Raw genomic sequence first — 25,698 nt, 5'->3', positions numbered from 1 at the left:
AAGAAAGAAGAATGAAGAATGAAGACCTAAATTCATACTGCCTCTCAAAAATTCCGCCCTTAAATTGCCTTTCCATTCTTCACTACTTTTTTCATTATTCACTATTCATTATTCCTTGCCCTACTTACTCCAGTTCCCCGATAATCCTTATCTCCGGTTCCAGTAACACACCGAATTTTTCCTTCACTGTGTCCTGGACATGCATCATCAGCTCGCACACCTGCTCCGCCGTACCGTTTCCCACATTTACGATGAACCCGGCATGCTTTTCGGACACCATGATATCGCCTACCCGGTATCCTTTCAGTCCTGCGTCACAGATTAATTTTCCTGCATAATAGCCTTCCGGGCGCTTGAATGCGCTTCCCGCACTGGCATATTCCAGAGGCTGTTTTTCTTTTCTTCTCCGGTTTAATTCCTCCATATAGGCCAGAATTTCCTCCGGATTGCCTTTCTCGAACTCAAAGGTGGCTCCCAGGATGATATACGTCTGTTCCTGCATGATACTGGTCCGATAGCCGTAGTGCATCTCATTTTTCTTCAGCGCTTCGTACTCGCAGGCATCGTTGATTGCGTATACATCCACGATGTGATCCTTCATCTCTCCGCCGTAAGCGCCCGCATTCATAAGAACCGCCCCGCCCAGGCTTCCCGGAATGCCTCCTGCAAACTCGAATCCCTTCAGGCCCGCCTCGGCTACTTTTCGCGCCATCCTGCGCAGAAGGATTCCCGCTCCGGCCCGTACTGTAACCCGGTCCTCCGGTCCGTCTATCATCATCAGGTAGTCAAGAGGCTCCCCGATATGTAACACCACACCGGGATAGCCCTTATCGGAAAACAGCACATTGCTGCCATTCCCCAGAATATAACAGGGCACCTCATACGTTGCCGTCAGCATCAATACCTTGCGGATCTCTTCCGTAGTGGATGGACAGACAAAGTAATCGGCAGGACCGCCGATCCGGAATGTGGTATGATTCTTTAACGGCTCATTAGTCAGAATCCGGTTATCCTCCACGATCTTTCTAAGTTCAGTCAAAAACAGCGGATCTATCACAATACTTACTCCTTTATTACCATTTTTGCGGCTCCATAAATACCCGCATCATTACCCAGGCTGGCCATGACGAACTTGGTATCCGTCAGCGCTGCCATCACCCGCGGCACAAAATATTTTCGTATCAGATCAATAATCATCGGTCCGGCTTTGGATACCCCTCCGCCGATCACGAACACTTCCGGATTCAGAATAGTAGCCATCTGTGCACAGGCAAGCCCCATGATATCTCCGAACTCCTCTGTCACAGCAGCAGAGACCGCATCCCCAGCCTTCGCCCCGTCGAATATCTCTCTTGTGGTCAGAGGGCTGACTCCCCGTAAAATCGACGGTTCATCGGATTCTTCCAGTTTTCTCCTGGCACAGCGCACAATGCCTGCAGCAGCCACATACTGTTCCAGACAGCCTTTTCTGCCGCAGCCGCAGGGCACCGTCTCATCGGTTTTCACTTTGATATGGCCGATTTCCCCGGCTGCCCCCGTGGCACCATTCACAATCTTTCCATCCACGACCACACCGCCGCCGATACCGGTGCCAAGAGTGATCAGAATCAGGTTCTTATAACCTTTGCCGCCGCCCTTCCACATCTCTCCAAGCGCGGCAACATTGGCATCATTCGTCACTTCGATCCGGTCCACACCGGTCAGCTGGCGAAGTTCATCCTTGATATTAAAAATACCCCAGCCCAGATTCGCCGTTTTAATCACCGTGCCGTCTGCCAGTATCGGTCCAGGTATCCCCACACCGATCCCCAGGATATCTTCCGTTGCAATATCCCGCTCCCGGCATTTTTCCGCTACAGACGCCGCCACATCAATGAGAATCTGATGACTCTTTGTATCCTCCCGGACCTCCGGAACTGTCTTAATCTCCCACTTATCCAACAGATCGCCCTGCTCTGCAAACAGTCCGATCTTGATCGTGGTTCCTCCTACATCAACTCCAAAACATACTTTTCCCATGTCGAACTATTCCCTCTTCAAATTAAGGTTATTCGTAACTCTCTTATATAATTCCTCGGCAGCATTGTAACCCATCTTCTTCTGTCTGTGGTTTACTGCTGCGGATTCGCAGATGATAGCCAGGTTCCGGCCCGGACGGATCGGAATATTGTGGCATACAACCTTATTGCCCAGATATTCAATGAATTTCTCTTCAATACCCAGACGATCGTATTCCATATCTTTGTCAAAGTCGGACAGGTGAATAACCAGATCAATGCTCTTGGTCTCCCGAACACTTCCAACACCGAATAAGCTCTTAACATCTACAATTCCGATGCCTCTCAGTTCAATAAAGTGTCTGGTAATATCCGGAGCCGTACCGATCAGAGTCTGTTCACTCACTTTTCTGAGTTCCACAACATCATCGGAAACCAGACGGTGACCTCTCTTAATCAGCTCCAGAGCGGCTTCGCTCTTGCCGATACCGCTCTCGCCGGTGATCAGGACACCCTCGCCGTAAACATCCACCAGCACACCGTGAATGGAAATCCTGGGGGCCAGCTCCACGTGCAGCCAGCGGATCACCTCCGCCATAAATGCAGATGTGGACTTCTTCGTCCGCAGAAGCGGAATCTTGTACTGCATGGCATATTCCAAAACCTTGTCCGAAAACTCAATATTCCGGCAGAAAACCACGCAGGGCACATTATACTCGAACATTTTGCGCATCATCTCCGCGCCCTCGTCCTCCGACTTCTGGTGCATGTACAGATTCTCCACATGGCCGATTACCTGAATTCTGTTGCTGTCAAAAAAGTCAAAAAAACCGGTCAGCTGCAATGCAGGTCGGTTAACATCCGTATGGGTAACCTTCGCCTCAGAAATATCCAGATCCGGCGTACAATTCTCCAGCTTCATGTGCTCAATTACCTTAGTCAGGCTTACTGAATACATTTTACTCCTCCTTTATCTCACACCGGGTCAGGCCCGGAGCAACATTCACTTTACAATATCAAAGGAACACTTTTACCCGCAGCTGTGCTGCGGCTTACATTCATTCTTCACTATTCATTCTTCCTTCTTAGTTATTATTATATCACACTTTCTCAGTGAAAGAAATCATACACCTTCTGCGCCACGCCCTTGTTCATACCCGCGACGGCCGCCAGATCCTCCACCGAGGCCGCCTTGATATCCGCAAGTCCCTGGAAATGTCTCATCAGAGCCTTTCTTCTGGCCGGCCCCACGCCCTCAATATCATCTAACACAGAATGAACCTGGCTCTTGCTGCGCAGGCTCCGGTGATATTCGATGGCGAACCGGTGAGTCTCATCCTGAATCCGGGTCACCAGCCGGAACCCTTCCGAGCTGGGAGAGATCGGCAGTTCCACTCCTTCAAAATAAATCCCCCTGGTTCGGTGGTTGTCGTCCTTTACCATTCCGCAAACCGGAATGGTTAGGCCCAGGTTATGAAGGACCTCCACAGCAATGTTGACCTGCCCCTTTCCGCCGTCCATCAGGATCAGATCCGGAAATTTGGTAAAGCTCCCCATTGTACCGGACAGCTGCTTGTTTTTCAGCTCTTCTCTTTCTTTTAATCCATGAGAAAATCTCCTGGTCAGCACTTCCCTCATACTGCTGTAGTCGTCGGGTCCTTTCACCCATTTGATCCTGAACTTCCGATAATCCGCCCGTTTGGGCTTCCCATTCTCAAACACAACCATAGAACCGACTGAATCAAACCCGCTGATATTGGAGATATCATAGGATTCCATACGTTCAATGCCGGTCAGGCCAAGCAGATCCTCCAGCTCCTTCACCGCACCGGTGGTCCGCTGTTTCTCCTTCTTTAACCGCTCCACATCCTGGGACAGAACAAGCTCCGCGTTCTTCCGGGCCAGCTCCACCATTTTTTCTTTTTCCCCGATCTTCGGAACCCGCAGAAATACTTTCTGCCCTCTTTTTTTGGAGAGCCATTCGCTGATTGTCTCCCCGTCCTCCGGCTCCGCCTGCAGCATCAGCTCTTTTGGAATATGGGGAGTACCGGAATAAAACTGCTGGATAAAAGCGGTCAAAATCTCACTGTCCTGCTCGTCCTTCACGCCGGTAACATAGAAATGATCCCGGCCGATCAGCTTGCCCCCGCGGATAAAGAACACCTGCACCACCGCATCATTTTCATTCTTTGCAAAGGCAATGATATCCCGGTCTTCCTGATTATTCGCATCATTTATCTTCTGCTTCTGAGCGATCTGCTTTACACGTTCCAGCAGATCCCGCAGTTCGGCAGCAGCCTCAAACTCCAGATTTTCTGCTGCCTCCTGCATCCGTTCCATGAGGTACTTCTGGATCGGTCCATAATTTCCATTTAAAAATTCCAGCGCAGAAGCTACATTTTTTCCGTACTCCTCTTTGCTCACATAGCCCTGGCAGGGGGCCAGGCACTGTTTGATATGATAATTGAGACAGGGTCTCTCTTTGCCGATGTCACGGGGAAGTATCCGGTGGCAGGAACGGATTTTATATACCTTACGTATTAATTCCAGAGAATCCTTCACCGCTCCGGCGCTTGTATAGGGACCGAAATATTTCGACTTGTCCTTGGGGATATGCTTTCTGGCCATGAGAAACCGGGGAAACTCTTCCTGGAGCGTAACCCGGATATAAGGGTATCCCTTATCATCCTTCAGCATTGTATTATACTTGGGCCGGTGCTCCTTTATCAGGTTGCATTCCAGCACCAGAGCTTCCACCTCGGAATCCGTGATAATATACTCGAAATGATCAATATGAGACACCATCTGTATGATCTTGGGGGTGTGATTCCGGCTGTTCTGAAAATACTGCCGCACCCTGTTTTTCAGGCTGATCGCCTTTCCTACATATATAATGTTGTCATGGATATCCCGCATAATATAGACTCCCGGCTTAGCCGGGAGCTTTTTTAATTCTTCTTCAATGTTCATCGAAATCCTCGCCTCTCCGTTAAGTGGTCAGGAATCCTTTTGCCTATATGGTAGGGATCACGTCCATATCCCTGCCGGCAGGGATACTTCTCGCCTCCACTGCCTGATGGTATAATTCCATAAATTCTTTTCCGGTAATGGTCTCTCTCTCCACCAGAAAATCTGCGATTGCGTGCAGCACATCCAGATTTGCCTTCAATTTATCCTCCGCCTTATCGTAGCAGACCTTCAGGATATTCATAACCTCTTTATCAATCTCGCTGGCCGTTGCCTCGCCGCAGTTCATGACCGGCCTGCCGTCCAGATACTGATTTTCCACGGATTCCAGACTCATCAGGCCGAATTTATCCGACATACCGTATTGGGTAATCATCGCCCTTGCCAGAGAAGTCGCCTTCTCAATATCATTAGAAGCGCCGGTGGTAATCGAGTGAAATATCAGCTGTTCAGCCGCCCGGCCTCCAAACAGAGTTACAATCCGGGTCAGGATCTCTTCCTTGCTCATCAGATATTTCTCTTCCTCCGGGACCTGCATCACATAGCCCAGAGACCCCATAGTACGGGGTACAATGGTAATTTTCTGCACCGGCTCCGCATTTTTATCCAGCGCCGTAATCAGAGCATGGCCCACCTCATGGTATGCGACGATCCGCTTCTCCTCTGTTCCGAGAATTCGGTCTTTCTTTTCTTTGCCGGCAATCACCATTTCAACAGATTCAAATAAATCTTCCTGGGTAACCACCTTGCGGCCATGTTTTACCGCATTGATAGCGGCCTCGTTAATAATATTTGCCAGATCCGAGCCCACTGCTCCCGAGGTGGCAAGACCAATCGCCTCCAGGTCTACAGAATCATGCATCAACACATTTTTTGCATGCACCTTTAATATATCAATCCGGCCTTTTAAATCCGGCTTATCCACGATAATTCTCCGGTCAAACCGCCCCGGACGAAGCAAAGCCTTATCCAGAACCTCCGGCCGGTTGGTGGCGGCCAGAATCACGATACCTTTGGAGGTATCAAAACCGTCCATCTCAGAAAGCAGCTGATTTAAAGTCTGCTCCCTCTCGTCATTGCCCCCGCCGTATCTGGCATCCCTGCTCTTGCCGATGGCATCCACCTCGTCAATAAAGATGATACACGGCGCCGCCTGCTGGGCCTGCTTAAATAAATCACGGACACGGGAAGCGCCCACGCCCACAAACATCTCGACAAAATCAGAACCGGACAGCGAGAAAAACGGCACTTTGGCCTCGCCCGCCACTGCTTTGGCAAGCAGCGTTTTTCCGGTTCCGGGAGGGCCCACTAAAAGAGCTCCTTTGGGAAGTTTCGCACCAATCCGGTTATACCGCTCCGGATTGTGCAGAAAATCAACCAGCTCCGTCAGAGACTCCTTGGCCTCCTCCTGACCTGCCACATCCCGGAAGGTCACGCCGGTTTCCTTCTCCACATACACCTTCGCATTGCTCTTGCCGACTCCACCCATCATACCGCTTCCCTTGGAAACAGAGCGGAACAGCAGCCACATAGCTCCCCAGATCAATGCCAAAGGCAAAATATAGGCAACAATAAAATCCACAAAGCTGTTGCCGGTATCCTGCGTCTTCCTGGAATAATCAACTCCTGATTCCTTCAGCATGGGAACCAGATCCTCATCAATAGGCAGATATCCGGTGTAATACGTAATCGGAAACGTCTCCTTCTCCTGACCCTTCGGTTCAATATTAATCCGGTCGCCGTCTATCACCACAGACTTGATCTCATCATTCTCCAGCTTCTCCAGGAACTCGCCGTAGGTGATCTCCTTGTTGGTGCTCTTCCTCACCATATTCGACATATAAGTATAAAAACAAAAAATAAGAACAGCACATACCAGGCAGATAATGATCCCCCTCTTATTACTGCTCTTATTATTATTGCCGCCATTCGGCTTATTTTCATTGTCCATGCTGCTTCTCCTGTTATCCTCACTGCGCAGCCTTCTGCGCTTCCATTTCATACATTCAATATTGTATCCCCTGTCCGATCAAATTACCACACAAAAATGACAACTCGTCCGGATCAATGGAAAAAGGCCTTCGGCCTTTATGCGCTCCGGCACAGGTACAATATCTGTCGATATTGTACCATAACTTCATATTTGTTATGGTACCCTCCGGGGGATGCGCACTCCGCGCTTTGGAAAAAGGCCTTCGGCCTTTATGCGCTCCGGCACGGGTACAATATCTGTCGATATTGTACCATAACTTCATATTTGTTATGGTACCCTCCGGGGGATGCGCACTCCGCGCCTTGGAAAAAGGCCTTCGGCCTTTATGCGCTCCGGCACAGGTACAATATCTGTCGATATTGTACCATAACTTCATATTTGTTATGGTACCCTCCGGGGGATGTGCACTCCGCGCTTTGGAAAAAGGCCTTCGGCCTTTACGCGCTCCGGCACAGGTACGATATCTGTCGATATTGTACCATAACTTCATATTTGTTATGGTACCCTCCGGGGGATGCGCACTCCGCGCTTTGGAAAAAGGCCTTCGGCCTTTATGCGCTCCGGCACAGGTACAATATCTGTCGATATTGTACCATATAATATCCCGATTGCCTAGTAAAAATCAGAAGCAGCCATTCCCGAAAGACTTCTTGGAAAACATCAGCAGCAGTCACAAACGCAATATCTTCTATAATAGATACTTCCATCTATTTTTCACTTGCGGCCATGCCGCAACTTTCCCTTCCCCTTTCCCTTCTTCATTCTTCACTATTCATTCTTCCTTCTCCCCTCTTCCTTCTTCCCTCTTCATTTTTCACTTTTCCTTGCCCTTCTCACCGCCGCTCCGATAAATCCCCTGAACAACGGATGAGGACGGTTCGGCCTGGACTTAAATTCCGGATGCGCCTGGGTAGCCACAAACCACGGGTGGTCTGCCAGCTCTATAATCTCCACAATCCTGCCATCCGGCGACATGCCGGATAATTTCATTCCGTTCTTTTCCAGGTCTTCCCGGTATACATTGTTAACTTCATAACGGTGCCGGTGTCTCTCGTGAATGATCTTCTCTCCGTAAGCCTGAAAGACCTTGCTTCCATCCTCAAGAATACAAGGATAGGAACCGAGACGCAGCGTTCCGCCGATATCGGTAATCCCGTTCTGATCCGGCATGAGAGAGATAACCGGGTGGGAGGTATTCGGATCTAGCTCAATGCTGTGCGCGTCCGTATAACCAACTACATTGCGGGCAAATTCCACAATCGCCAGCTGCATCCCCAGGCAAAGGCCCAGATAGGGAATCTTGTGCTCTCTGGCATAACGTATGGCGGCAATTTTGCCTTCTGTTCCTCGCTGTCCAAACCCGCCGGGCACCAGAATTCCGGATACGCCACAGAGCTGTTCCTCTGCATTATCTTCGTTCAGCTGATCGGAGAGTATCCATTTAATATGGACAGAGACATGGTGATAGGCCGCCGCATGCTTCAGGGATTCTACAACACTGATATAGGCATCGTGCAGCTGTACATACTTTCCGACCAGGGCCACGGTCACATCTCCGGCCGGATGCTCCATGTCATAGATCATCTTCTCCCATTCTGACAAATCCGGTTCCGGACAAGGCAGATGCAGGCATTCACAAACCACATTGGCAAGATGTTCTTTTTCCATCGCAAGGGGAGCGGCATAGAGGGTGGCAACATCCAGATTCTGCAGTACACGGCAGCTGGAGACGTTGCAGAAGAGGGCAATTTTATCTTTTATGCCGTTATCCAGAGGGTGCTCGGTCCGGCAGACAATTACATCTGACATAATGCCCATTCCCTGCAGTTCTTTCACACTGGCCTGTGTCGGTTTGGTTTTCATTTCGCCGGATGCCCTGAGATAGGGAATCAGGGTAACATGGACGATAACTGCATTTTCTTTTCCCACATCGTGCTGAAACTGACGGATCGCCTCCAGAAACGGCTGGCTCTCAATATCTCCCACCGTACCGCCGACTTCAATAATGGCAATGTGCGTTTCATCCGAATCGTTTTTATAAAAACGGCTTTTTATTTCATTTGTAATATGAGGGATCACCTGTACCGTACCGCCGCCGAAATCTCCGTGCCGTTCTTTGGATAAAACAGACCAGTATACTTTTCCTGTTGTAACATTGGACTGTTTTGAGAGAGATTCATCGATAAACCGCTCATAGTGCCCCAGATCCAGGTCAGTCTCCGCACCGTCGTCCGTGACAAATACCTCGCCGTGCTGGATCGGATTCATGGTTCCTGGGTCAATATTAATATAAGGATCAAATTTCTGCATGGTGACCCGATATCCTCTCATCTTGAGAAGCCGGCCCAGGGATGCTGCGGTTATTCCCTTGCCAAGACCCGATACGACGCCGCCTGTTACAAACACATATTTGACTGCCATAGATACCCTCCATTCTCAATGAAAAACTTAATGTTTTTAGTATGAATCTTCTGTTCAAATAAAATACAGCGGACCACAAGCAAAGGCTGGCTGTTGTCCGCGTAACGGAGGTATTATATCTATATTGCAGATGAAAATCCAGCATCGGAAATGATAAACTTAAAATGTTAAGCAGGAACTTTGATTTCTTAAGTATCTTTTGTGACAAATCAAAGGTGCCAAGTGTACTATTGGTGTAAGCTTACAAAGAAAGTTGGGATACGGTTGGAAAAAAATATGTTTCACGGCTATGCATTAACGTATAAAGATACCATATACAGAGTCGCCCTGAATTACTGCGGCAGCCCACAGGATGCGGATGATATTGTGCAGGAAGCTCTCCTTCGTCTATATACCTGCCGGACAGAATTCGAGAGTGAAGATCATGTACGCAGATGGCTGATCCGCGTCACATTAAATCTGTGCAAAAATACAATGCGCTGGTATGTACGCCGGCAGCATGTGCCTCTGGAAGATGTTGCTGATTCAATCCGGCAGCAGGAGCAAAGCGATCTGTTTCTGGCAGTCATGGCTCTGCCGAAAAAATATCGGATCGTCCTTTATTTATTCTATTATGAAGAATATACTACCAGGGAAATCGCACAGCTGCTGAACATCACTGTGTCCTCAACGACTACCCGATTATCCAGGGCGCGCAGACTGCTGCGCAGTCAATTAACGGAGGTTGATGCAGATGAAAATTGAAGAACTGTACCGCAGCACATTTTCTCAGTTACATACATCTGTAACAGCCGATATGGAGGAATTACAGATGAAAAAAAGACACAGAGTCAGCAAAAAGCCTTTTATTGTTGCGGCAGCTATCTGTCTGATGCTTGCCTGCACCACTACAGCTTATGCCATGAACCTGTTCGGTCTTCGGGATTTCCTGATGCCGAAACCTGAGCCGCTCTCTTCCACAGAGCAGGATACAGGCGGGCAGGATTCCGATGAGAAGGTTACAAGTTCGGACAAGGCGCCGGATGTACTTTCCATGCAGGGTTATACCAACAGCCCGGAATCGCTGGCCGCCGCCGAGTGGCTGGATTTTCAAAATAATTATGATCCGGACGGTTCGATTCTGGCCGGGATCGGCAACGGCCCGACCGGACTGGATGAACGGTACGGCCTGTATTCAGTCTACACCCAGGAAATGGCGGATAAACTGGATGAAATTACTGAAAAATATAATCTGAAGCTGCATACAGAACTGCTGGACATCAGCAACGAAGATCTGACTACTCTTGCAGGCGGAGATTTTCTGGGTAAAGATAACCAGGCCTACAGCTCGTATATGTATGAAGACGGCACCTTCCACTATGACGGCGAGGCTGACATTGACGGTATGCTGATCACCTATCAGTTCACACGCTGCGTCAGAGGGAGCTTCACTGATATTCTCTACTATCCCGGCGATATTTCGGAATATAAAGACCGGTCTTACACCACCAGCTCCGGCGTGGCCGTAACCTTGGCACTCGGTCCTGCCTACTCTCTTATTCTGGCAGATCTGGGAGATTCCATCGTCACGGTGAATATATTTGCAGGTTATGGGGTGGAGAGCGACAGGCTTATTACAGGTACCATCCTGGAACTGTTTGCCGACTCTTTTGACTGGACGATTTTAAAAAATGAATAGACATAGCGCAGGGGGCACATTCCCGCGCAGGATTAAAAGGGAGGTACTGCACATGGTGCGGCACCTCCCTGAATCGTCTACAGCTTTTTATTCTCTTCTATTTCTGCGTAAGTTCTGCCAGAAATGCAATGACAAACCCTTTTATAATAGCCACATCACCCAGGTTAAAGACCACATTTTTCAGCTTTCCCAGTTTCCCATAGCTGAAATAGTCAACCACGTGGCCCTTCTGCATCCCCTCAATCAGGTTGCTTAACGCTCCTCCCAGGATAAATGCCAGCCCCAGTTTCAGCCATCCATTCCGGCCTTTCGCCAGCTCTCTCAGGAAGAAGAAGGCCGTACATAAGGTCAGAACCAGACGGATGCCGTTGACCAGCGCCGGTTTCTTGTCCAGCTTATTCAGCGCAAATCCTGAATTATAGGTCTTTTGAAGGATAATATGCCCGCCCAGAATAGGCTGCTTTTCACCGGGCCGCAAGAGCGCATCCATCTCTTTCTTCAATTTGAGGTCTAACCATACCACTGCCGCACACAGGACAACAAAAAACATAAGCACACCCCTTTCCTGGTTCCCGTTTAAAAAAGTGAGCAAGCCCACCTCAGCTCCCCGTCACGCTTAGCGTACCGTCTTATTATAACGCAAAAGGCAGCCTTACGGCTGCCTTCCTTCTCTTTTGTAAAAGTTTACCCGAAATGCCGTTTCCTGTATTTTGACGCCTAGCCTAAGCTAGGTGGGCAACCGCACGCACACTTCTGTCTTCCACTGCAATCGGAGGCCTGACATCCGTGTACGGATATAGGAATCCCGTTTGGTCATTGTAGGTTCAAAAAAACAGGATTGTCGAACATTCCAGGAATCACTATAACCTTTGAATTCTGGTATTATTATATCTTAATTGCATTTCTATTTCAAGTGTTCTGGAAAAAAGTACATCATTTCATCACATTTTAAACCTTTACTATTACCATTCTCCCTCATCCGAAATCAATTCCGGAAAATCAAAACAAAATGTCGTTCCCACATTAACCCGGCTTTCTACCCGCACATCGCCGTTGTGTTTTATAGCTATCTGCTTGGCAATCGTCAGCCCCAGGCCGGAACCGGTGGCATTCTGCCGCAGCTTTGATTTATAGAATTTATTAAAAATATTTTCCAGATCACCGGGAGCAATTCCGATTCCCTCGTCCCGTATAGACACTAGGACCCTGCCGTCTTTTTTGTCAAGAGTGACAAAAATATTCCGGCCCTCCGGTGTAAATTTAATCGCATTATCTAAAATGACCAGAAACATCTGCCGCAGCCGGTCATAATCACCGGATACCATACAGTAGTCCATTTCATTCTCAAAATGAATCCGTATCTCTTTCTCCTCGCCGAGCACCGACATGTTCCGGATCAGGTTTTTCAACAGTTCCACCATATCGATGGGTTCCATATCAATTGAAAAATCCGGGTTCTGCAGTTTGGAAAGAGTCAGAAGATCCCCCACCAGACGTTCAATGCTCTTGCACTCCTTTAACATTCTCTGGTAGTACTGCTGCTTTTTCTCTTCCTCGGTCACGATACCATCCGCCAGCGTCTCCGCGTAGCCCCGGATCACAGTAATGGGCGTGCGCAGTTCATGAGAGATATTGGCAAAGAAATCCTGCCTTGTCTGCTCCAGATTTTTTCTCTCGATATCGTTGGCCGCCAATTGGTTGGAAAGTATATTCATAGTTTGTCCCAATTCACCGATTTCATCCTTTCGGTTAAAATTGGCACGGACCTTATAATTCCCACTGGAAAGCTGTCCGGCGATGCCGTTAATTGTCAGAATCGGCTTGGTCAGACGCCTTGCATACAGCAGCGAAATAATAAATGCAATAATGGCGCCGATGGCACAGCTGGCAGCGATAAACAGCTGGCTCTCCTGGACCATCCGGTCGTATTCTTCGATAAAGCCGTTTATAATAACCGCGCCCACAATATTTCCCAGGCCGTCAGAAATCGGCACACCTACCGTCATAACAGCAGTTTCATACATATTGTCGGTCGTAGTTACACTGGCGTGATGCCCTGCGAACGTCTCATTAATGACGTCCTGCATTTTCTCATTCAATGTTACATCATCCAGCCTTATATTCTCAAACCGGGCGGCCATAGGAGAAGAACCTTCCTTATTGGAAATAATCCAGATATCTGATTTCTCCACGCCGTCCAGTATCTCCATGTAAGAAGAATACCCTCTTGCATCCTCATCCCTGATAAACTCGGTCATCCGGTTGGAAACACCTTCCGCCGTATACTCCAGGTTCTTCTGATGCCCTTCCAGAGAATTTTCCTCATACAGCTGGAAGAACAGTATGCCGATCAGGAGGGATGCCAGAAGCAATGTAATTCCAAAATAAAGATAGACCCGAAAAAAAAGCCGGTTGTAAAACTTAATCTTCTTTTTATTTTCCTTCGATTTCAAATTTATATCCCACACCCCAAATTGTTTTGATCGACCATTCCGGATGCTCTATCTTCCCCAGCTTGGACCGAAGCCGCTTGATATGGGAATCCACAGTCCGGCTGTCGCCGAAATAGTCAAATCCCCAGAGACTGTCCAGCAGATTATCTCTGGTGTAAACCTTGTTCGGGTTGCCGGCCAGAATCCACATTGTCTCGATTTCTTTTTTTGTAAGATTAATCTTCTCTTCATTGATATACAGAGTATATTCGTCCAGATTTATCGTCATATTACTTATCGTAATACTGTTTCCTTCTTTTTTGATATCGTCCGTCTTTTTCATTCTCCGCATCACAGCCCGGACTCTTGCCATTACCTCGCTGGGGCTGAACGGTTTTACAATATAATCGTCGGCGCCGATGTCCAGACCCATAATCCGTTCGAAATCCTCACCTCTGGCTGTGATCAGTATGACCGGGACATTGGATTCACTGCGGATCTTTCTGCAGACTTCATAACCGTCTTCTTTGGGCATCATAACATCCAGAAGCACAACCGCAGGATCATGCTGACGGAACAATCTAAGCGCCTCCTCACCATCGGAAGCAATGACCGGCTCCAGCCCTTCTTTGACCGCATAGGTAGAAAGAATATCCGTAATATCCTGATTATCATCCGCAATTAAAATATAAGCCACTCTTCATTCCTCCTTTGAATATCATTATAACAAAGGGCTAACCGATAGACAATACGCCCGGACTCAAAAAACTTTTTCGCCCCGCTCTGACTAACTTTTGCCACGATTCTGACAAATTGCCGGTTTATATTACCAGTATGAGCAAAATACCCGTTTCCTAGTTTAGCAGGCATGGAAGCAGATTTTGCACAAACTCCGGATACAGAATCTTACATATTAAGGACAGATAGGAGGAAGAGTCATTGAAAAAAGTCTCGTTTCCTCTCAGAGCAATTCTGATTATCGCCTTATTCCTCGTGCTGTCTGTATTTGTACAGCCGCCGGGGAGATCCGTCGTGGCTCAGGCCGCAGACGCAGATGAGAACTCTGAGATTAAATTGAATGTAAAAAACAAGTCGATGGTTACCGGATCAACCTATACACTGAAAGTGTACAACACTACGGAGGATCAGAAAGTAGGTTTTAAAAGCAGTGATAAGGAAATTGCGAGTGTGAACTCCAAGGGACTGATCACGGCGAATAAAACCGGTGATGCAGTGATCACAGTGACGGTCAAACAAGGTCTGAAGACAGTTGGGACGCTGACCTGTGATGTGACGGTCGGTCCGAGCGCTGTCAGTGTGGTATTATCGAAGGCCAAGATCACCCTGGCCGTGGACAATCAGGTTACCTTAAAAACAGTAATTAAGCCGAAGAATTCCGCGGAGGAGGCCAAGTTCACTTCTTCCGACACAGAGATCGCTACCGTGTCATCCAGCGGAATCGTGGTGGCCAAAGCGCCTGGAACTGTTACAATTTACGCCATGATTGCAAATGGAAAATTTGATAAATGTGTCGTCAAAGTTGTAGAGGAAGTGCCTGAGAAACCGGAAGAACCGGAGGCTCCCGCACCGGAAAAGACTGAGAAAAGTACCAAATAATATTACATAGGATATCCAAAAAAGCATCTGCCCTTCCGGGCAGATGCTTTTTTTAACGTATTCTTTTTACTCTCTTGCAGAGCCGAACAGTGTGGCCGGATCGGATGCGCTGATGGTATAGCGGCTGGCATCTTCTGCCTTCTTGAAATCCTTATAGAAGCCAACGGTTAAACCGCAGACTGCAATCACACAGACACAGATCAATGCGATGATCTTCGTCTTCAAGGCAATCTGCTTCTTCTCTTTCACCGGTTTCTTGTTTTCCTCTGCATATTTAATTCTGCTCATTGTAATTCTTCTCCTAATACTCTTTATTTCTCTCCGAATGATTCCGATTACGCATATAAACCTTTAATATACTCGGTAATCTCCGGGACCTGAGAATTCTCATACAGACACTTTTTAAATCTCTCGTTGGCGCATGCCTCTTTCAGCAGCGTCTGATCTACAGATTTGAGAACAGTCATAACGTCCTTGTTCACCACAGCCTTCACCTGATTGAACAGGTTTGCATAAAACTGCTGGGGCTCCCTTCTCTCCGGCGGATAGCCCATTCCTCTTTCACAGGAGAACATTTTCTCAAAGATATAACGGATATTTAATTCTGCTCCCCAGCCATAGCCTTTCGCATAAGGAATGGAAATAGCATTGCCATTATTGATCTGCGCAAACAGGAACGCGTCAGTCGGTTCTACAACCAGACCGCAGATTACTCCCGGGTAGTTATTCAGGGAAATCATAGCACCCTGGCCTGTACCGCAGCCGGTTACCACAAAATCCGCAGCTTTGGAATTCAGCAAAATACAAGCCTGCATTCCCAGATGAATATAGGACAGCTGCGGTTCATCCGCAGAAGTCATACCCACATTATATACCTGATGTCCGTTCGCGTCAGCCGCTTTCTGAAGCTCTGCCAGGATGGCTGCATTTTTAGCTGACTGGCTAACTTCATTCATTAAAGCAATTTTCATAATTCTACTCCTCCTTTAGTCGGGATCATAAGGTCGCCATATACATCTTATTCTATAACAAGATGTCCTCTTTTCCAATAGTTTTTTTAAAAGGTAACAAAGTTTTCACAAATAAAAAGCCGGCCGGATCTTTTCAGATCCGGCCGGAAAGCCTCAGGCCCGTCTTTTTATCTTATTTTTTCTTCTCTTCTGCTTCTTTCACCTTTAATTTCGTCTGCGGGCCTCTGCCATTGTTGTTTTCGCCCCAGACCGTCACAGAAGTATTCTTTTTCTGCTTCGGTATCTTGATGGTAAAGCTTCCGTCGTCTTTCACCTTACCCTCATATTCCTTGGAACCGATCTGGGCAAATACTTTTGTACCGGTATTTGCGGCAGTAAGCTCCATATCCGGATTATCTTTATCCGCTACCAGATCCACCGTACCCTTGATGGATGTGGTCTTGGTATCCACTTCTTCCACCTCAGGTGCGTCCGGAGCACGTTCGATTACCGTCAGGCTGAGTGCCTCACTGTTTCCTGCGCTGTTAGAAGCGTAGATCTTAATCTTCGTACCGGAGTCCACTCTGGTGATCTCGATTTCGTATACATAAGCTTTCAGCTCATCATCGTATACGCCATCCGATGTGGTATAAGTCTTATCACCCACCGCTACACGGATTGTGCAGGAATCCACACAGGCCACACGGATTGTCTTCGTATTATTATTGACTTCTTCATCAATCAGATACGGTTTTTCAGGCAGAGCCAGTTTAACCGTTCCTTTCGCCGCACTCTGCAGGCTGCCGTGTTCGGAGAACTTCATCAGATAGAAGTTCGTGCCCGGCTCCAGTTCCGGCATTGTATAGGTAAATCCGCCGAATTCATCCGTCACAATCTCGTACATGGTCTTGCCGATCAGGATATTAAGAGTTACATTAGGCTCCGAATAGAAGCCCTCCAGAACCTGGTTCTTATCCGTCACCTCTTCCGTTATTACAATCTCCTCCGGATGTGAGGACAGATAGGATGCCATCGAAGCAACCGTCTTCGTTGTTTTATAACTTGTGCGAAGAGAACCGTCCACCTCATCCATGGCGTATACGGTCAGCTTCTGTCCGGATTCCAGACGTTCCACCGGCACCGTATAATATCCGTTCCGGTCGGTCGCACCGTAATATTTGGTGCCGTCCACCTCCACGACGATCTGATAGCTGGTATCCGCGTTTTTATTGTAGATTTTACCGGATACATGGCACATCATACTGTAGGAATTATAGATGCTCGGCGGGTTTGGAGCCACCGTCTCCACATACGTAAAGTTGGAGCGGCTTACCCGGCTGATGTGGTCGATTGTATACACCGTTATTTTCTTTTCCCCATTCTGAGGCGGGATCGTAATCGCATAATTCCCTTCTCCGTCAATCGTGACCTTGGTTTCTATAATCTTCTTGCTCTCGCTGAATTTTTCACACAGTTCGTAGGCTTCTCTGCCCTCTTTGCTCACATACACCTCGCTGCCGATGACCGCATATACCGTCACATTGGTATCATTGAGCCTGCCTGTCACCCTGGCCTGTTTGTTAGTGATGGTATCCATGCCAGGCTGGTTCGGACCGGTACGCTTGATGGTGATTTCCACCTTCTCGCTGGTCCTGCGCTGACTGTCCTGTACATATACGTATATTTTTTCTCCCGCCATCTGTGCCGGCAGGTCATATGCGTAAGTTCCGTCTTCCTTTATCGTATCGGAGTATAAATCAGCCGGAGTCTCGAAATAGATTGTAGATCCCGGTTCCCCGGTACCCTGAATCTTCGTCTTCCGGTTGGTATAGGTCACTACCGTGGGAATCTCCAGAACCGACATGTTCAGATTTCCAACATGGATTTTTGAGACACTTACATTGCCCAGCTTATCCTTGGCATATACGGTATAGATACCGTTGCTGGACGCGGTAAACTGTCCGTTCTCCACATTTTGGGCATAGGCCCAGGAAGCAGAACCTGCCTCATAATTCCCAAAGGCATATTTTAACTCCGCAAGCCCCGAAGCCGCGTTGGCCCGAACCATCACGGTAATCGGCCTGTTTGTTGTTACTTCCGTCTTTTTGGAAAGAACCACATTGGGTCTGGACCCGTTGCTTTTCTCCATCATTGCACTGATATAGGTATTAATATCGCTGGCTGCCAGCACTTCGCCAAACCAGGGTTCCTTTTTGGCATAACTCAATCCCTTGTTGCTGACCGGAGCCAGATAAGGTGCGCTGCCCGTCCCCGTAATCGACCAGTTATAGTCCGGTGTAATCTTTAACGGTTCAATCTCACACTGTTCCCGGATATATTTCTTGAGAATATCGTGGCCTCTCTCGAAGCCTTTTACAATATACTGTTCATCCAGCCCTGCAATCGCCGGAGCCGTCTTGGTGATCCGGTCGCAGACCAGGACGAGTTTCATGGAAGAAGTAACCGGCTCACCATTGTAAGTCAAGTTTCTCACCCGGCTGGTGTTATTCAGCTTCACGCCTGTCCTGCTGTAGCGCGGTTCCTCCGTCAGATCGATGGTATATTCCACGCCGTCAAAGACAGAAAACCGGCTCCAGTCCTCCATCCAGTCTTCCGCAATAAGCGGCTGCAGACCGGTGTGGCTCATCAGGTCCCGGATAACCTCATCACTCCACTTGGATGGATTTCCCGCCGTCTCATAGGCACTGGCGGACCATTCAATCCATTCTTTCAGCTGATCGCCGGAAATCTCATACAGCGCGATATACCGGTTATAGCCCTGCATATCGGAAATATCACCGCCGAAAATAGTCTCCGCGGAATCTGCGTAGTCCTCGTTGCCGTTCTCGCCGTATTTTACATACTCCGAGCTGGCAACCAGCGGGTAGTTCTGATACTGCGGCTTCTTATTGGCTATATAATTCATCGCATAGCTGAGTTTGGAGTCATTGCGCAGCTGCATGACTGCATTGTCCTCCAGAAGTCCATAATAGTTCTGGAGCGAATAGCTCTTATCCAGCGTGCCGATTTTTTCGGTGATAATGGACATCATTTCTTCGGCCAGCTTGCCGAAACCGTCGTTTATCTTTTCATCCGCCTTGGCAGAAGCAGTGACCTTCCGGGGCGCGGCCTGCATTTTCTTCACCGTCACCTTATTGTCAGCGCTCACGCTCAGTGTAATATCTGCAAGGCCGATGCTCTTCCCTCTGTCAGAAGCCATCACAACGCAGGTTCCGTTCACCAGCCCGGTCTCTTTATCCACGCCGGGCAGATTATAATAGTTGGCGCTGGCTGAATCGTCGGACGGGAACAGGTTGTGCTCATGCCCGCACAGAATCACATCAACATCTTTTATTTTAGTCATCGCATAAACGACATTTTTATAAAGAGCATCCGGCTCCTCCGGTCCGAAACCGGAATGGGCCAGAACAATAATCACGTCCGCACCTTTTTTCTTCAGGGCCGCGGCCTGAGCTTCCACATTTTCCAGCATGTCTTCTGTTTCCAGAATGCCTACGTAGCTCTCCCGCTTGGATGTCAGCTTGGGGATCGTCTCTCCGATGATGCCCACCTTAACCTTGACGGTTTTCCCGTCCTCGGTCTTCAGGCTCTTGTTGATCAGCATGTTTTCTTTCCAAACATGCTCGCCGGTGACGGAATCCATCACATTGGAAACCACAACCTTGCTCTCCATGCCTGAGTTTTTCAGCTGTTTCTGGATATAGTCAAATCCATAGTCAAAATCATGATTTCCCAGGGTTATCGCGTCATATCCCACCGACGCCATCATTTTATAGATGGGCTGAACCCGGTCCGGATAATTGTCATAAATATAATCCGTCGTATAGTCATAGAGCACATCCCCGATGTCAAACAGCATCGTGTTGCCGTCCGGGCGTTCCGATTTGGCCTTCTGAATCAAATTATAGGCCTTCGCCAGGCTGCCCTGATTATAGGAACCTCCTGTCTCATAGTCTGTGGTTGTCAGCTGTCCGTGCAGATCCGACGTGGAGAGCACTCTCAGCTTTACGGTCTTCGCCTTCGCCTTCTTTTCGGCGCCCCGGCTGACCGAGCCGGGAAGCAGCAGGGCAAATCCCAGAACGAAAATAAAACATAATACAATGATCCATGGTGCCTTTAGCCCACGGCAGGCGGACCGGCCTGCGGGGATATCCTGTAGCTTTTTATTCTGTCTTTTCATCATACATTTCCTTATAGTATTTCTGATACTCTAAACTAGTTACATTTGCAAGCCACTGTTCATTCTCAAGGTACCAGGCGATCGTAAGCCGGATTCCCGCAGCAAAGTCGGTCTCCGGATACCAGCCCAGTTCTGCCTTGATTTTATCTGGTGCAATTGCGTACCGCCTGTCATGGCCTTTGCGGTCCCCCACATATTCAATCAGCTTATCCGAAAGCCCGGCTCTGCGGGGATCGGATTCCGGCAGCATCTCCTTCAGCGTCAGCAAAATGATCCTGACAATTTCAATGTTTTGTTTCTCATTGTGCCCGCCGATATTATATACTTCCCCGGCCTTGCCTTCTTCTGCCACCAGGTCGATCGCTTTGGCGTGATCCTCCACATAAAGCCAGTCCCTGACATTTTTCCCATCCCCGTATACAGGCAGCCTGCGGCCCTCCAGCGCATTGTGTATCATCAGAGGAATCAGCTTCTCTGGAAATTGATACGGCCCGTAGTTGTTGCTGCACCGGGTTATATTTGCAGGAAATCCAAATGTATCAATATAGGATTTCACGAGCATATCCGCCGAAGCCTTGCTGGCGGAATAAGGGCTGTGCGGGTCTAACGGCGTTGTCTCATAAAAATATCCGCCCTCATCAGGTAGAGAGCCATATACTTCATCGGTGGACACCTGCAGAAATTTTTTATCAGGCAGATATCCCTGTTCCGTCTCCCAGGCCCTCTTCGCCACATCCAGCAGATTGAGCGTCCCCATCACATTTGTATTAACAAAAATTTCAGGGTTGCGGATACTCCTGTCCACATGGCTCTCCGCCGCGAAATGGATTACCCGGTCAATTTCTTCCTCCTGAAAAATAGATTCTACAAGTGTCTTATCACAGATATCACCCTTTACAAAACGGTAATTCTCTCTTTTTTCCACTTCCATCAGGTTCTCCGGATTCCCGGCATACGTCAGGGCATCCAAATTGATCATCCTGACCTCATCCCCGTATTTCCGGAACATATAATGTATAAAATTCGAACCGATAAAGCCGGCCCCGCCTGTAACCAGATATGTTCTCATTGTTCTTCCACTGCCGCCGGTACCTGCCCGGAAACGGCCTTCCTTTCCTCTGTCCTTCTGCCTTATAGTTATCTTCTGTTTTCATGTTCCATGTACTGCGCAAGCGCATCCTGCCAGCTGCTCATCCGGTACGCAAAGCGTTCGTTCAATCTTTTATTTTCCAGAACAGAATAGGCCGGGCGCTTCGCCGCCGACGGAAACTGATCGGAAGTAATCGGTATCACCTTCGTATCCTTCCCTGCCAGGCGGAAAATCTCTTCTGCAAATTCATACCAGGTCGTCACGCCTTCACAGGTCCCGTGATACAGTCCGTATTCATCTGTCTGGATCAGAAACGCGATCATGCGCGCCAGTTCCAGCGCGGATGTGGGTGAGCCGTACTGATCCGCTACCACCCTGACCTCAGGGTTTGTCTCGGACAGACGAAGCATCGTTCGCACAAAATTCTTTCCTTCCCCGTACAGCCAGGCCGTACGGATCAGAAAATAATCAGCTCCGGATTCCATCACTGCCTTCTCCCCTGCCAGTTTGGTACGGCCATAGGCACTGACCGGATTCGGAACAGAGTCCTCTGTATACGGCTCTTTTGCGGTTCCATCAAACACATAATCTGTAGAGATATGCACAAGGACGCAGCCGTTCTCCGCTGCCGCGGCTGCCAGATTACAGGCTCCTTCTGCGTTTACCGCGTATGCCTCCTCTTCCATGCTCTCACACAGATCCACCGCCGTAAAAGCCGCCCCATTGATGATCACATCGGGCTGTACCCGGCGGACCTCCCGGCTAACGGCGTCTTTGTCTCTCACGTCCAGCGGCTTTATACTATCCATATCCGCGGGACCGTATAATAGAAGTTCATTGGCCGGGTCCTCGCCCAGCACTGCTGCAAGAGCCAGTCCCAGCTGACCGCCGGCTCCGGCAATCAATATCCTTCGAGGATTACTTTTCATAACCTGTCCAACCTTTCACCGTGCATGCTGCTCCTTATATTCCCTCAGTCCAGGGTGCTTTTTATCCTTCTCGGACAGCAGAATCTCCATGTCCGGGGCGATGGGCCAGCGAATACCGATATCCTCATCATCCCACTTAAGTCCCCCTTCATCCTCCGGATGATAATAGTCGGTACATTTATAGACGAACTCGGCCGTGTCGGAAAGCACCAGAAAACCGTGGGCAAACCCTTCCGGAATGTAAAACTGGTTTTTTTCCGCCGCGGAGAGCACCACGCCGTGCCATTTGCCGAATGTTCCGGAACCAGGCCTTAAGTCCACCGCTACATCAAAGACTTCGCCGCTTACCACCCGGACCAGCTTGCCCTGCGGATGGTTTTTCTGAAAATGCAGTCCTCTCAGCACACCTTTACCCGACATGGACTGATTGTCCTGCACAAATACCATATTAAGGCCTGCTTTTTTAAATTCTTCATATTGATAGGTTTCCATAAAATAACCACGGTTATCCCCGAAAACCTGAGGTTTTACCGTAAACAATCCCTGTATTTCCCCACAGGGTTCAATCAGAAACTTTCCCATGCCGCCGCCTTTCTACAGTCCGTCCGCTACGTCAAACAGATATTTTCCGTATGCGGTCTTTTCCATCTCCTGTGCTGTTTCTAAAAGCCTTTCACGGGAGATATACCCTTTTTTATAAGCAATTTCTTCTACACAGCTGATATAAAGGCCCTGGCGTTTTTGTATGGAAGCCACAAAATTTGAGGCGTCCAGAAGCGAATCATGACTTCCCGTGTCCAGCCACGCCATCCCCCGGCCAAGGGTCTCCACCTTTAAGTCGCCCAGCTTCAAATAAGCATCATTTACGCTGGTGATTTCCAGCTCACCCCGGGCGGACGGTTTTACCTCTTTGGCGATCTGCACCACCCGGTTATCATAGAAATACAGACCCGGAACCGCATATTTGGATTTTGGCTTTTCCGGTTTTTCCTCTATAGAAACCGCATTACCCTCCTCGTCAAATTCCACAACTCCGTAGGATCTGGGGTCCTTTACGAAATAGCCGAAGATGGTAGCACCTTTCTCTCTGGCGGCTGCCTTCTCCAGCGTGGCGGTAAAGCTCCTGCCGTAGAATATATTGTCCCCCAGGATCAGAGCCACCCTGTCCGTTCCGATAAATTCTTCACCCAGCAGAAATGCCTCCGCCAATCCGTTCGGTCTTTCCTGAACGGTGTAGGACAGACGGATTCCCAGTGAACTGCCGTCTCCCAGCAGTTCCCGGAACACTTCTGTGTCCCTGGGCGTGGATATAATTAAAATATCCTGAATTCCGGCCAGCATCAGCACCGACAGCGGGTAGTAAATCATCGGTTTGTCATATACCGGCAGTATCTGTTTGGATACTGCCTTAGTAAGAGGATACAGGCGGGTGCCGGAGCCTCCTGCCAAAATAATTCCCTTCATACGTTATCTGCCTCTCTCTTCCCACATGTACGGCGGGTGCCGCCGGGCACCCGCCCCATTTTCATGATCCTGAACAGGATTACTTATTGTTGTCAATTGCCATCAGGGCCAGCTTCAGGCATCCCATAATTCCCTGATCGTCATTCAGACTCGGCAGAACCAGATACTCTTCCAGGTTTTCCAGTTCCTTCGTCTTTACATAGCCGTTTAACAGCTCTTTCACCTTCCGGCGCACCAGCGGCATCATATGTTCCTGATGCATCACGCCGCCGCCCAGCACGATTCTTCTGGGCGAGACGGTCAGTATATAGTCTACAATACCCTGCGCCAGATAGTAGGACTCAATCTCCCACACCTTCATATTATCAGAAAGCTCTATCGCAGGCTTTCCCCAGCGCTCCTGAATAGAGGGACCCGCTGCCAGACCTTCCAGGCAGCTTTCATGATATGGACAGTGGCACTTATAATCCACATCGTCCGGATGGCGTTTCACGATCACATGGCCGGCCTCCGGGTGAAGCATGCCGTGCAGCAGCTTGCCGTCCACCATAATGCCCACTCCCAGGCCGGTGCCCACCGTAATATAAACACTGTTATCCATCCCCTGGGTACAGCCCCAGGTTGCCTCACCCAGACAGGACCCGTTCACATCCGAATCAATCTCCATGGGCACATCAAAAACTTCTTTGAAGGCTCCCATCAGATTACAGTTGGCCCAGGCCAGCTTGGGCGTGGTAGTAATATAGCCGTAAGTAGGAGAATCCTTGTGCAGGTCCACCGGTCCGAATGCCGCTATTCCCAGCGCTTCAATACCCTTACCGCGGAAAAAATCGATACATTTCGGCAGGGTTTCCTCCGGCACAGTGGTCGGTATTGAAACCCGTTCCAGAATCTCGCCTTTTTCATTTCCAATCGCGGCAACCATCTTGGTTCCGCCTGTTTCCAATGCTCCCAGAATCATACTATTCCTCCTCTAATTTTGTCAGAATAAATTCCCCGCTGCCTTCAAAGAAGCAGCTGCCTGTTTCGGCCGGAATAAATACCGTATCGCCTTTCCTCAGCTTAAGAGATACGTCCGCTGACCGCAGTGTCCCTTCTCCATCCAGAACTGTAAAAGACTGGAAGGAAGTCCCGTCCACGAATAAAGGAGCGCTGCCGTCCACATGATACCGATATACACAAAAGAGCGGACAGCTGATCAGCTTGATACGCTCATATCCCTCTTCTTTTTCAAGTTCTCCTCTGGGCGAAGTATCACAGGAAATGGCGTTTAAATTCGTCACTTGTGCCGCCTTCTCCGTATGCAGTTCTCTGGGTCTGCCGTCCGCTCCGACTCTGCCGTAGTCATAGATCCGGTATGTCGTATTGGAATTCTGCTGAATCTCCGCTACCAGAATACCTGCTCCGATACCATGTAGTGTACCCGCCTCAACAAAGAAGATATCTCCTTTTTTTACATTCACTTTATTTACCAGATCAAGAATGGTGTTGTCTTCAATGGACTTTTTAAATTCAGCCGGAGTAATATCCCTCTTAAAACCATAGATCAGCTGGGCTCCCGGCTCGTGGTCCACTACATACCACATCTCTGTCTTGCCGTATTCACCCTCCACCCGCAGAGCAAACTCATCGTCCGGGTGTACCTGCAGGGATAAGTCCTGTTTGGCATCAATGAGTTTTATCAGGACCGGAAACCGGGAAAAACGGCTGCACGCAGTCCCCAGAACAGACTTGCCTTCCGCCTCAATATACTCGGTAAGCGATCGTCCCGTATAAGGACCGTCCGCAATCCGGCTGGTGCCGTCTTTATGGCAGGAAAGCTCCCAGCTCTCCGCCACCTTGTCAAGCTCCGACTGCTTGTGAAATTCTTCTTTTAACTTCGTGCCGCCCCACAAATAATCCTTTAAAGGCGCAGTCAGTCGAAATGGCTCTCGTTTCATGTTCCTCCTGTTCCACCGG

Annotated in this window: 21 protein-coding genes and 1 other RNA gene; 3 read left to right on the top strand and 19 right to left on the bottom strand. The window is 48.8% G+C overall.

The genetic code is table 11. The features are described from left to right. Window positions 1–124: 124 nt before the first annotated feature. From murB to pyrG, 6 genes are all read right to left on the bottom strand, one after another. The gene (gene murB / locus ABCW47_RS03040) at window positions 125–1,057 is read right to left on the bottom strand and encodes a UDP-N-acetylmuramate dehydrogenase (RefSeq protein ID WP_343208391.1); all 933 of its coding nucleotides are present in this window, start codon (window positions 1,055–1,057) and stop codon (window positions 125–127) included. A 5-nt stretch (window positions 1,058–1,062) separates the two neighbouring features. Next, window positions 1,063–2,019 carry an ROK family glucokinase gene (locus ABCW47_RS03035; RefSeq protein ID WP_343208390.1) on the bottom strand — a complete coding sequence of 319 codons (957 nt, stop codon included), beginning with the start codon at window positions 2,017–2,019 and terminating at the stop codon, window positions 1,063–1,065. Between the two features lie 6 nt (window positions 2,020–2,025). Beyond that, entirely contained in the window at window positions 2,026–2,955 is a 930-nt protein-coding gene (gene hprK / locus ABCW47_RS03030) for an HPr(Ser) kinase/phosphatase (protein ID WP_343208389.1), read from the bottom strand. A 152-nt stretch (window positions 2,956–3,107) separates the two neighbouring features. Beyond that, on the bottom strand, window positions 3,108–4,967 hold the full coding sequence (uvrC, locus tag ABCW47_RS03025; protein ID WP_343208388.1) for an excinuclease ABC subunit UvrC: 1,860 nt from the start codon (window positions 4,965–4,967) through the stop codon (window positions 3,108–3,110). Window positions 4,968–5,010: 43 nt separating this feature from the next. After that, the gene (gene ftsH / locus ABCW47_RS03020; RefSeq protein WP_343208387.1) at window positions 5,011–6,915 is read right to left on the bottom strand and encodes an ATP-dependent zinc metalloprotease FtsH; all 1,905 of its coding nucleotides are present in this window, start codon (window positions 6,913–6,915) and stop codon (window positions 5,011–5,013) included. Window positions 6,916–7,764: 849 nt separating this feature from the next. Next, window positions 7,765–9,378, bottom strand: coding sequence for a CTP synthase (pyrG, locus tag ABCW47_RS03015; RefSeq protein ID WP_343208386.1), 1,614 nt, complete (start codon window positions 9,376–9,378; stop codon window positions 7,765–7,767). Window positions 9,379–9,654: 276 nt separating this feature from the next. Here pyrG and ABCW47_RS03010 point away from each other — a divergent pair, with 276 nt between their 5' ends. Beyond that, complete coding sequence (locus ABCW47_RS03010) at window positions 9,655–10,122, top strand: RNA polymerase sigma factor (RefSeq protein ID WP_343208385.1); 468 nt, start codon at window positions 9,655–9,657, stop codon at window positions 10,120–10,122. Next, window positions 10,112–11,056, top strand: a complete 945-nt coding sequence (locus ABCW47_RS03005; RefSeq protein WP_343208384.1) for a hypothetical protein — start codon at window positions 10,112–10,114, stop codon at window positions 11,054–11,056. Before ABCW47_RS03010 ends, ABCW47_RS03005 begins: the two co-directional genes overlap by 11 nt. A gap of 97 nt (window positions 11,057–11,153) precedes the next feature. Here ABCW47_RS03005 and ABCW47_RS03000 read toward each other — a convergent pair whose 3' ends face one another. The 4 genes from ABCW47_RS03000 to ABCW47_RS02985 form a co-directional block, all read right to left on the bottom strand. Next, a complete protein-coding gene (locus tag ABCW47_RS03000) occupies window positions 11,154–11,606 on the bottom strand; it encodes a signal peptidase II (protein ID WP_343208383.1) in 453 nt (150 codons plus the stop codon). Between the two features lie 131 nt (window positions 11,607–11,737). After that, a non-coding RNA gene (gene ssrS / locus ABCW47_RS02995) (6S RNA) lies at window positions 11,738–11,916 on the bottom strand. A gap of 102 nt (window positions 11,917–12,018) precedes the next feature. Next, entirely contained in the window at window positions 12,019–13,509 is a 1,491-nt protein-coding gene (locus ABCW47_RS02990) for a sensor histidine kinase (protein WP_343208382.1), read from the bottom strand. Further along, window positions 13,490–14,185, bottom strand: a complete 696-nt coding sequence (locus ABCW47_RS02985) for a response regulator transcription factor (RefSeq protein ID WP_343208381.1) — start codon at window positions 14,183–14,185, stop codon at window positions 13,490–13,492. Before ABCW47_RS02985 ends, ABCW47_RS02990 begins: the two co-directional genes overlap by 20 nt. Before the next feature lie 242 nt (window positions 14,186–14,427). Between ABCW47_RS02985 and ABCW47_RS02980 the strand changes: the two genes are divergently transcribed. Then, on the top strand, window positions 14,428–15,105 hold the full coding sequence (locus ABCW47_RS02980) for an Ig-like domain-containing protein (protein WP_343208380.1): 678 nt from the start codon (window positions 14,428–14,430) through the stop codon (window positions 15,103–15,105). 66 nt (window positions 15,106–15,171) lie between these two features. Here the strand turns inward: ABCW47_RS02980 and ABCW47_RS02975 are convergent, their stop codons facing one another. The 9 genes from ABCW47_RS02975 to ABCW47_RS02935 form a co-directional block, all read right to left on the bottom strand. After that, the gene (locus ABCW47_RS02975) at window positions 15,172–15,393 is read right to left on the bottom strand and encodes a hypothetical protein (protein WP_343208379.1); all 222 of its coding nucleotides are present in this window, start codon (window positions 15,391–15,393) and stop codon (window positions 15,172–15,174) included. A 47-nt stretch (window positions 15,394–15,440) separates the two neighbouring features. Next, window positions 15,441–16,076 (bottom strand): RpiB/LacA/LacB family sugar-phosphate isomerase, encoded by a 636-nt coding sequence (locus ABCW47_RS02970; RefSeq protein WP_343208378.1) that lies wholly within the window; start codon window positions 16,074–16,076, stop codon window positions 15,441–15,443. 172 nt (window positions 16,077–16,248) lie between these two features. Beyond that, a complete protein-coding gene (locus ABCW47_RS02965) occupies window positions 16,249–20,256 on the bottom strand; it encodes an Ig-like domain-containing protein (protein ID WP_343208377.1) in 4,008 nt (1,335 codons plus the stop codon). After that, complete coding sequence (gene rfbB / locus ABCW47_RS02960; RefSeq protein WP_343208376.1) at window positions 20,240–21,325, bottom strand: dTDP-glucose 4,6-dehydratase; 1,086 nt, start codon at window positions 21,323–21,325, stop codon at window positions 20,240–20,242. Before rfbB ends, ABCW47_RS02965 begins: the two co-directional genes overlap by 17 nt. A 68-nt stretch (window positions 21,326–21,393) precedes the next feature. After that, on the bottom strand, window positions 21,394–22,275 hold the full coding sequence (rfbD, locus tag ABCW47_RS02955; protein ID WP_343208375.1) for a dTDP-4-dehydrorhamnose reductase: 882 nt from the start codon (window positions 22,273–22,275) through the stop codon (window positions 21,394–21,396). A gap of 15 nt (window positions 22,276–22,290) precedes the next feature. Next, complete coding sequence (rfbC, locus tag ABCW47_RS02950; RefSeq protein ID WP_343208374.1) at window positions 22,291–22,857, bottom strand: dTDP-4-dehydrorhamnose 3,5-epimerase; 567 nt, start codon at window positions 22,855–22,857, stop codon at window positions 22,291–22,293. 12 nt (window positions 22,858–22,869) lie between these two features. Beyond that, window positions 22,870–23,739 (bottom strand): glucose-1-phosphate thymidylyltransferase RfbA, encoded by an 870-nt coding sequence (gene rfbA / locus ABCW47_RS02945; RefSeq protein ID WP_343208373.1) that lies wholly within the window; start codon window positions 23,737–23,739, stop codon window positions 22,870–22,872. 79 nt (window positions 23,740–23,818) lie between these two features. Then, window positions 23,819–24,700 (bottom strand): ROK family protein, encoded by an 882-nt coding sequence (locus ABCW47_RS02940; protein ID WP_343208372.1) that lies wholly within the window; start codon window positions 24,698–24,700, stop codon window positions 23,819–23,821. A 1-nt stretch (window position 24,701) separates the two neighbouring features. Continuing rightward, entirely contained in the window at window positions 24,702–25,679 is a 978-nt protein-coding gene (locus ABCW47_RS02935; protein WP_343208371.1) for a type I phosphomannose isomerase catalytic subunit, read from the bottom strand. Window positions 25,680–25,698: the final 19 nt, after the last annotated feature.

It is taken from the genome of Anaerolentibacter hominis (assembly GCF_032380675.1).
Classification (GTDB): domain Bacteria; phylum Bacillota; class Clostridia; order Lachnospirales; family Lachnospiraceae; genus Anaerolentibacter; species Anaerolentibacter hominis.
The sequence above is the reverse complement of the archived record's forward strand: the minus strand, read 5'-3'. Positions and strand labels throughout refer to the sequence as shown.

Bases quoted from the DNA above. Each gene is read 5' to 3' on its own strand.
- ABCW47_RS03035 (WP_343208390.1), bottom strand. From the start codon at position 2,019: ATGGGAAAAGTATGTTTTGGAGTTGATGTAGGAGGAACCACGATCAAG.
- hprK (WP_343208389.1), bottom strand. From the start codon at position 2,955: ATGTATTCAGTAAGCCTGACTAAGGTAATTGAGCACATGAAGCTGGAG.
- uvrC (WP_343208388.1), bottom strand. From the start codon at position 4,967: ATGAACATTGAAGAAGAATTAAAAAAGCTCCCGGCTAAGCCGGGAGTC.
- ftsH (WP_343208387.1), bottom strand. From the start codon at position 6,915: ATGGACAATGAAAATAAGCCGAATGGCGGCAATAATAATAAGAGCAGT.
- pyrG (WP_343208386.1), bottom strand. From the start codon at position 9,378: ATGGCAGTCAAATATGTGTTTGTAACAGGCGGCGTCGTATCGGGTCTT.
- ABCW47_RS03010 (WP_343208385.1), top strand. From the start codon at position 9,655: ATGTTTCACGGCTATGCATTAACGTATAAAGATACCATATACAGAGTC.
- ABCW47_RS03005 (WP_343208384.1), top strand. From the start codon at position 10,112: ATGAAAATTGAAGAACTGTACCGCAGCACATTTTCTCAGTTACATACA.
- ABCW47_RS03000 (WP_343208383.1), bottom strand. From the start codon at position 11,606: ATGTTTTTTGTTGTCCTGTGTGCGGCAGTGGTATGGTTAGACCTCAAA.
- ABCW47_RS02975 (WP_343208379.1), bottom strand. From the start codon at position 15,393: ATGAGCAGAATTAAATATGCAGAGGAAAACAAGAAACCGGTGAAAGAG.
- ABCW47_RS02970 (WP_343208378.1), bottom strand. From the start codon at position 16,076: ATGAAAATTGCTTTAATGAATGAAGTTAGCCAGTCAGCTAAAAATGCA.
- ABCW47_RS02965 (WP_343208377.1), bottom strand. From the start codon at position 20,256: ATGAAAAGACAGAATAAAAAGCTACAGGATATCCCCGCAGGCCGGTCC.
- rfbB (WP_343208376.1), bottom strand. From the start codon at position 21,325: ATGAGAACATATCTGGTTACAGGCGGGGCCGGCTTTATCGGTTCGAAT.
- rfbD (WP_343208375.1), bottom strand. From the start codon at position 22,275: ATGAAAAGTAATCCTCGAAGGATATTGATTGCCGGAGCCGGCGGTCAG.
- rfbC (WP_343208374.1), bottom strand. From the start codon at position 22,857: ATGGGAAAGTTTCTGATTGAACCCTGTGGGGAAATACAGGGATTGTTT.
- rfbA (WP_343208373.1), bottom strand. From the start codon at position 23,739: ATGAAGGGAATTATTTTGGCAGGAGGCTCCGGCACCCGCCTGTATCCT.
- ABCW47_RS02940 (WP_343208372.1), bottom strand. From the start codon at position 24,700: ATGATTCTGGGAGCATTGGAAACAGGCGGAACCAAGATGGTTGCCGCG.
- ABCW47_RS02935 (WP_343208371.1), bottom strand. From the start codon at position 25,679: ATGAAACGAGAGCCATTTCGACTGACTGCGCCTTTAAAGGATTATTTG.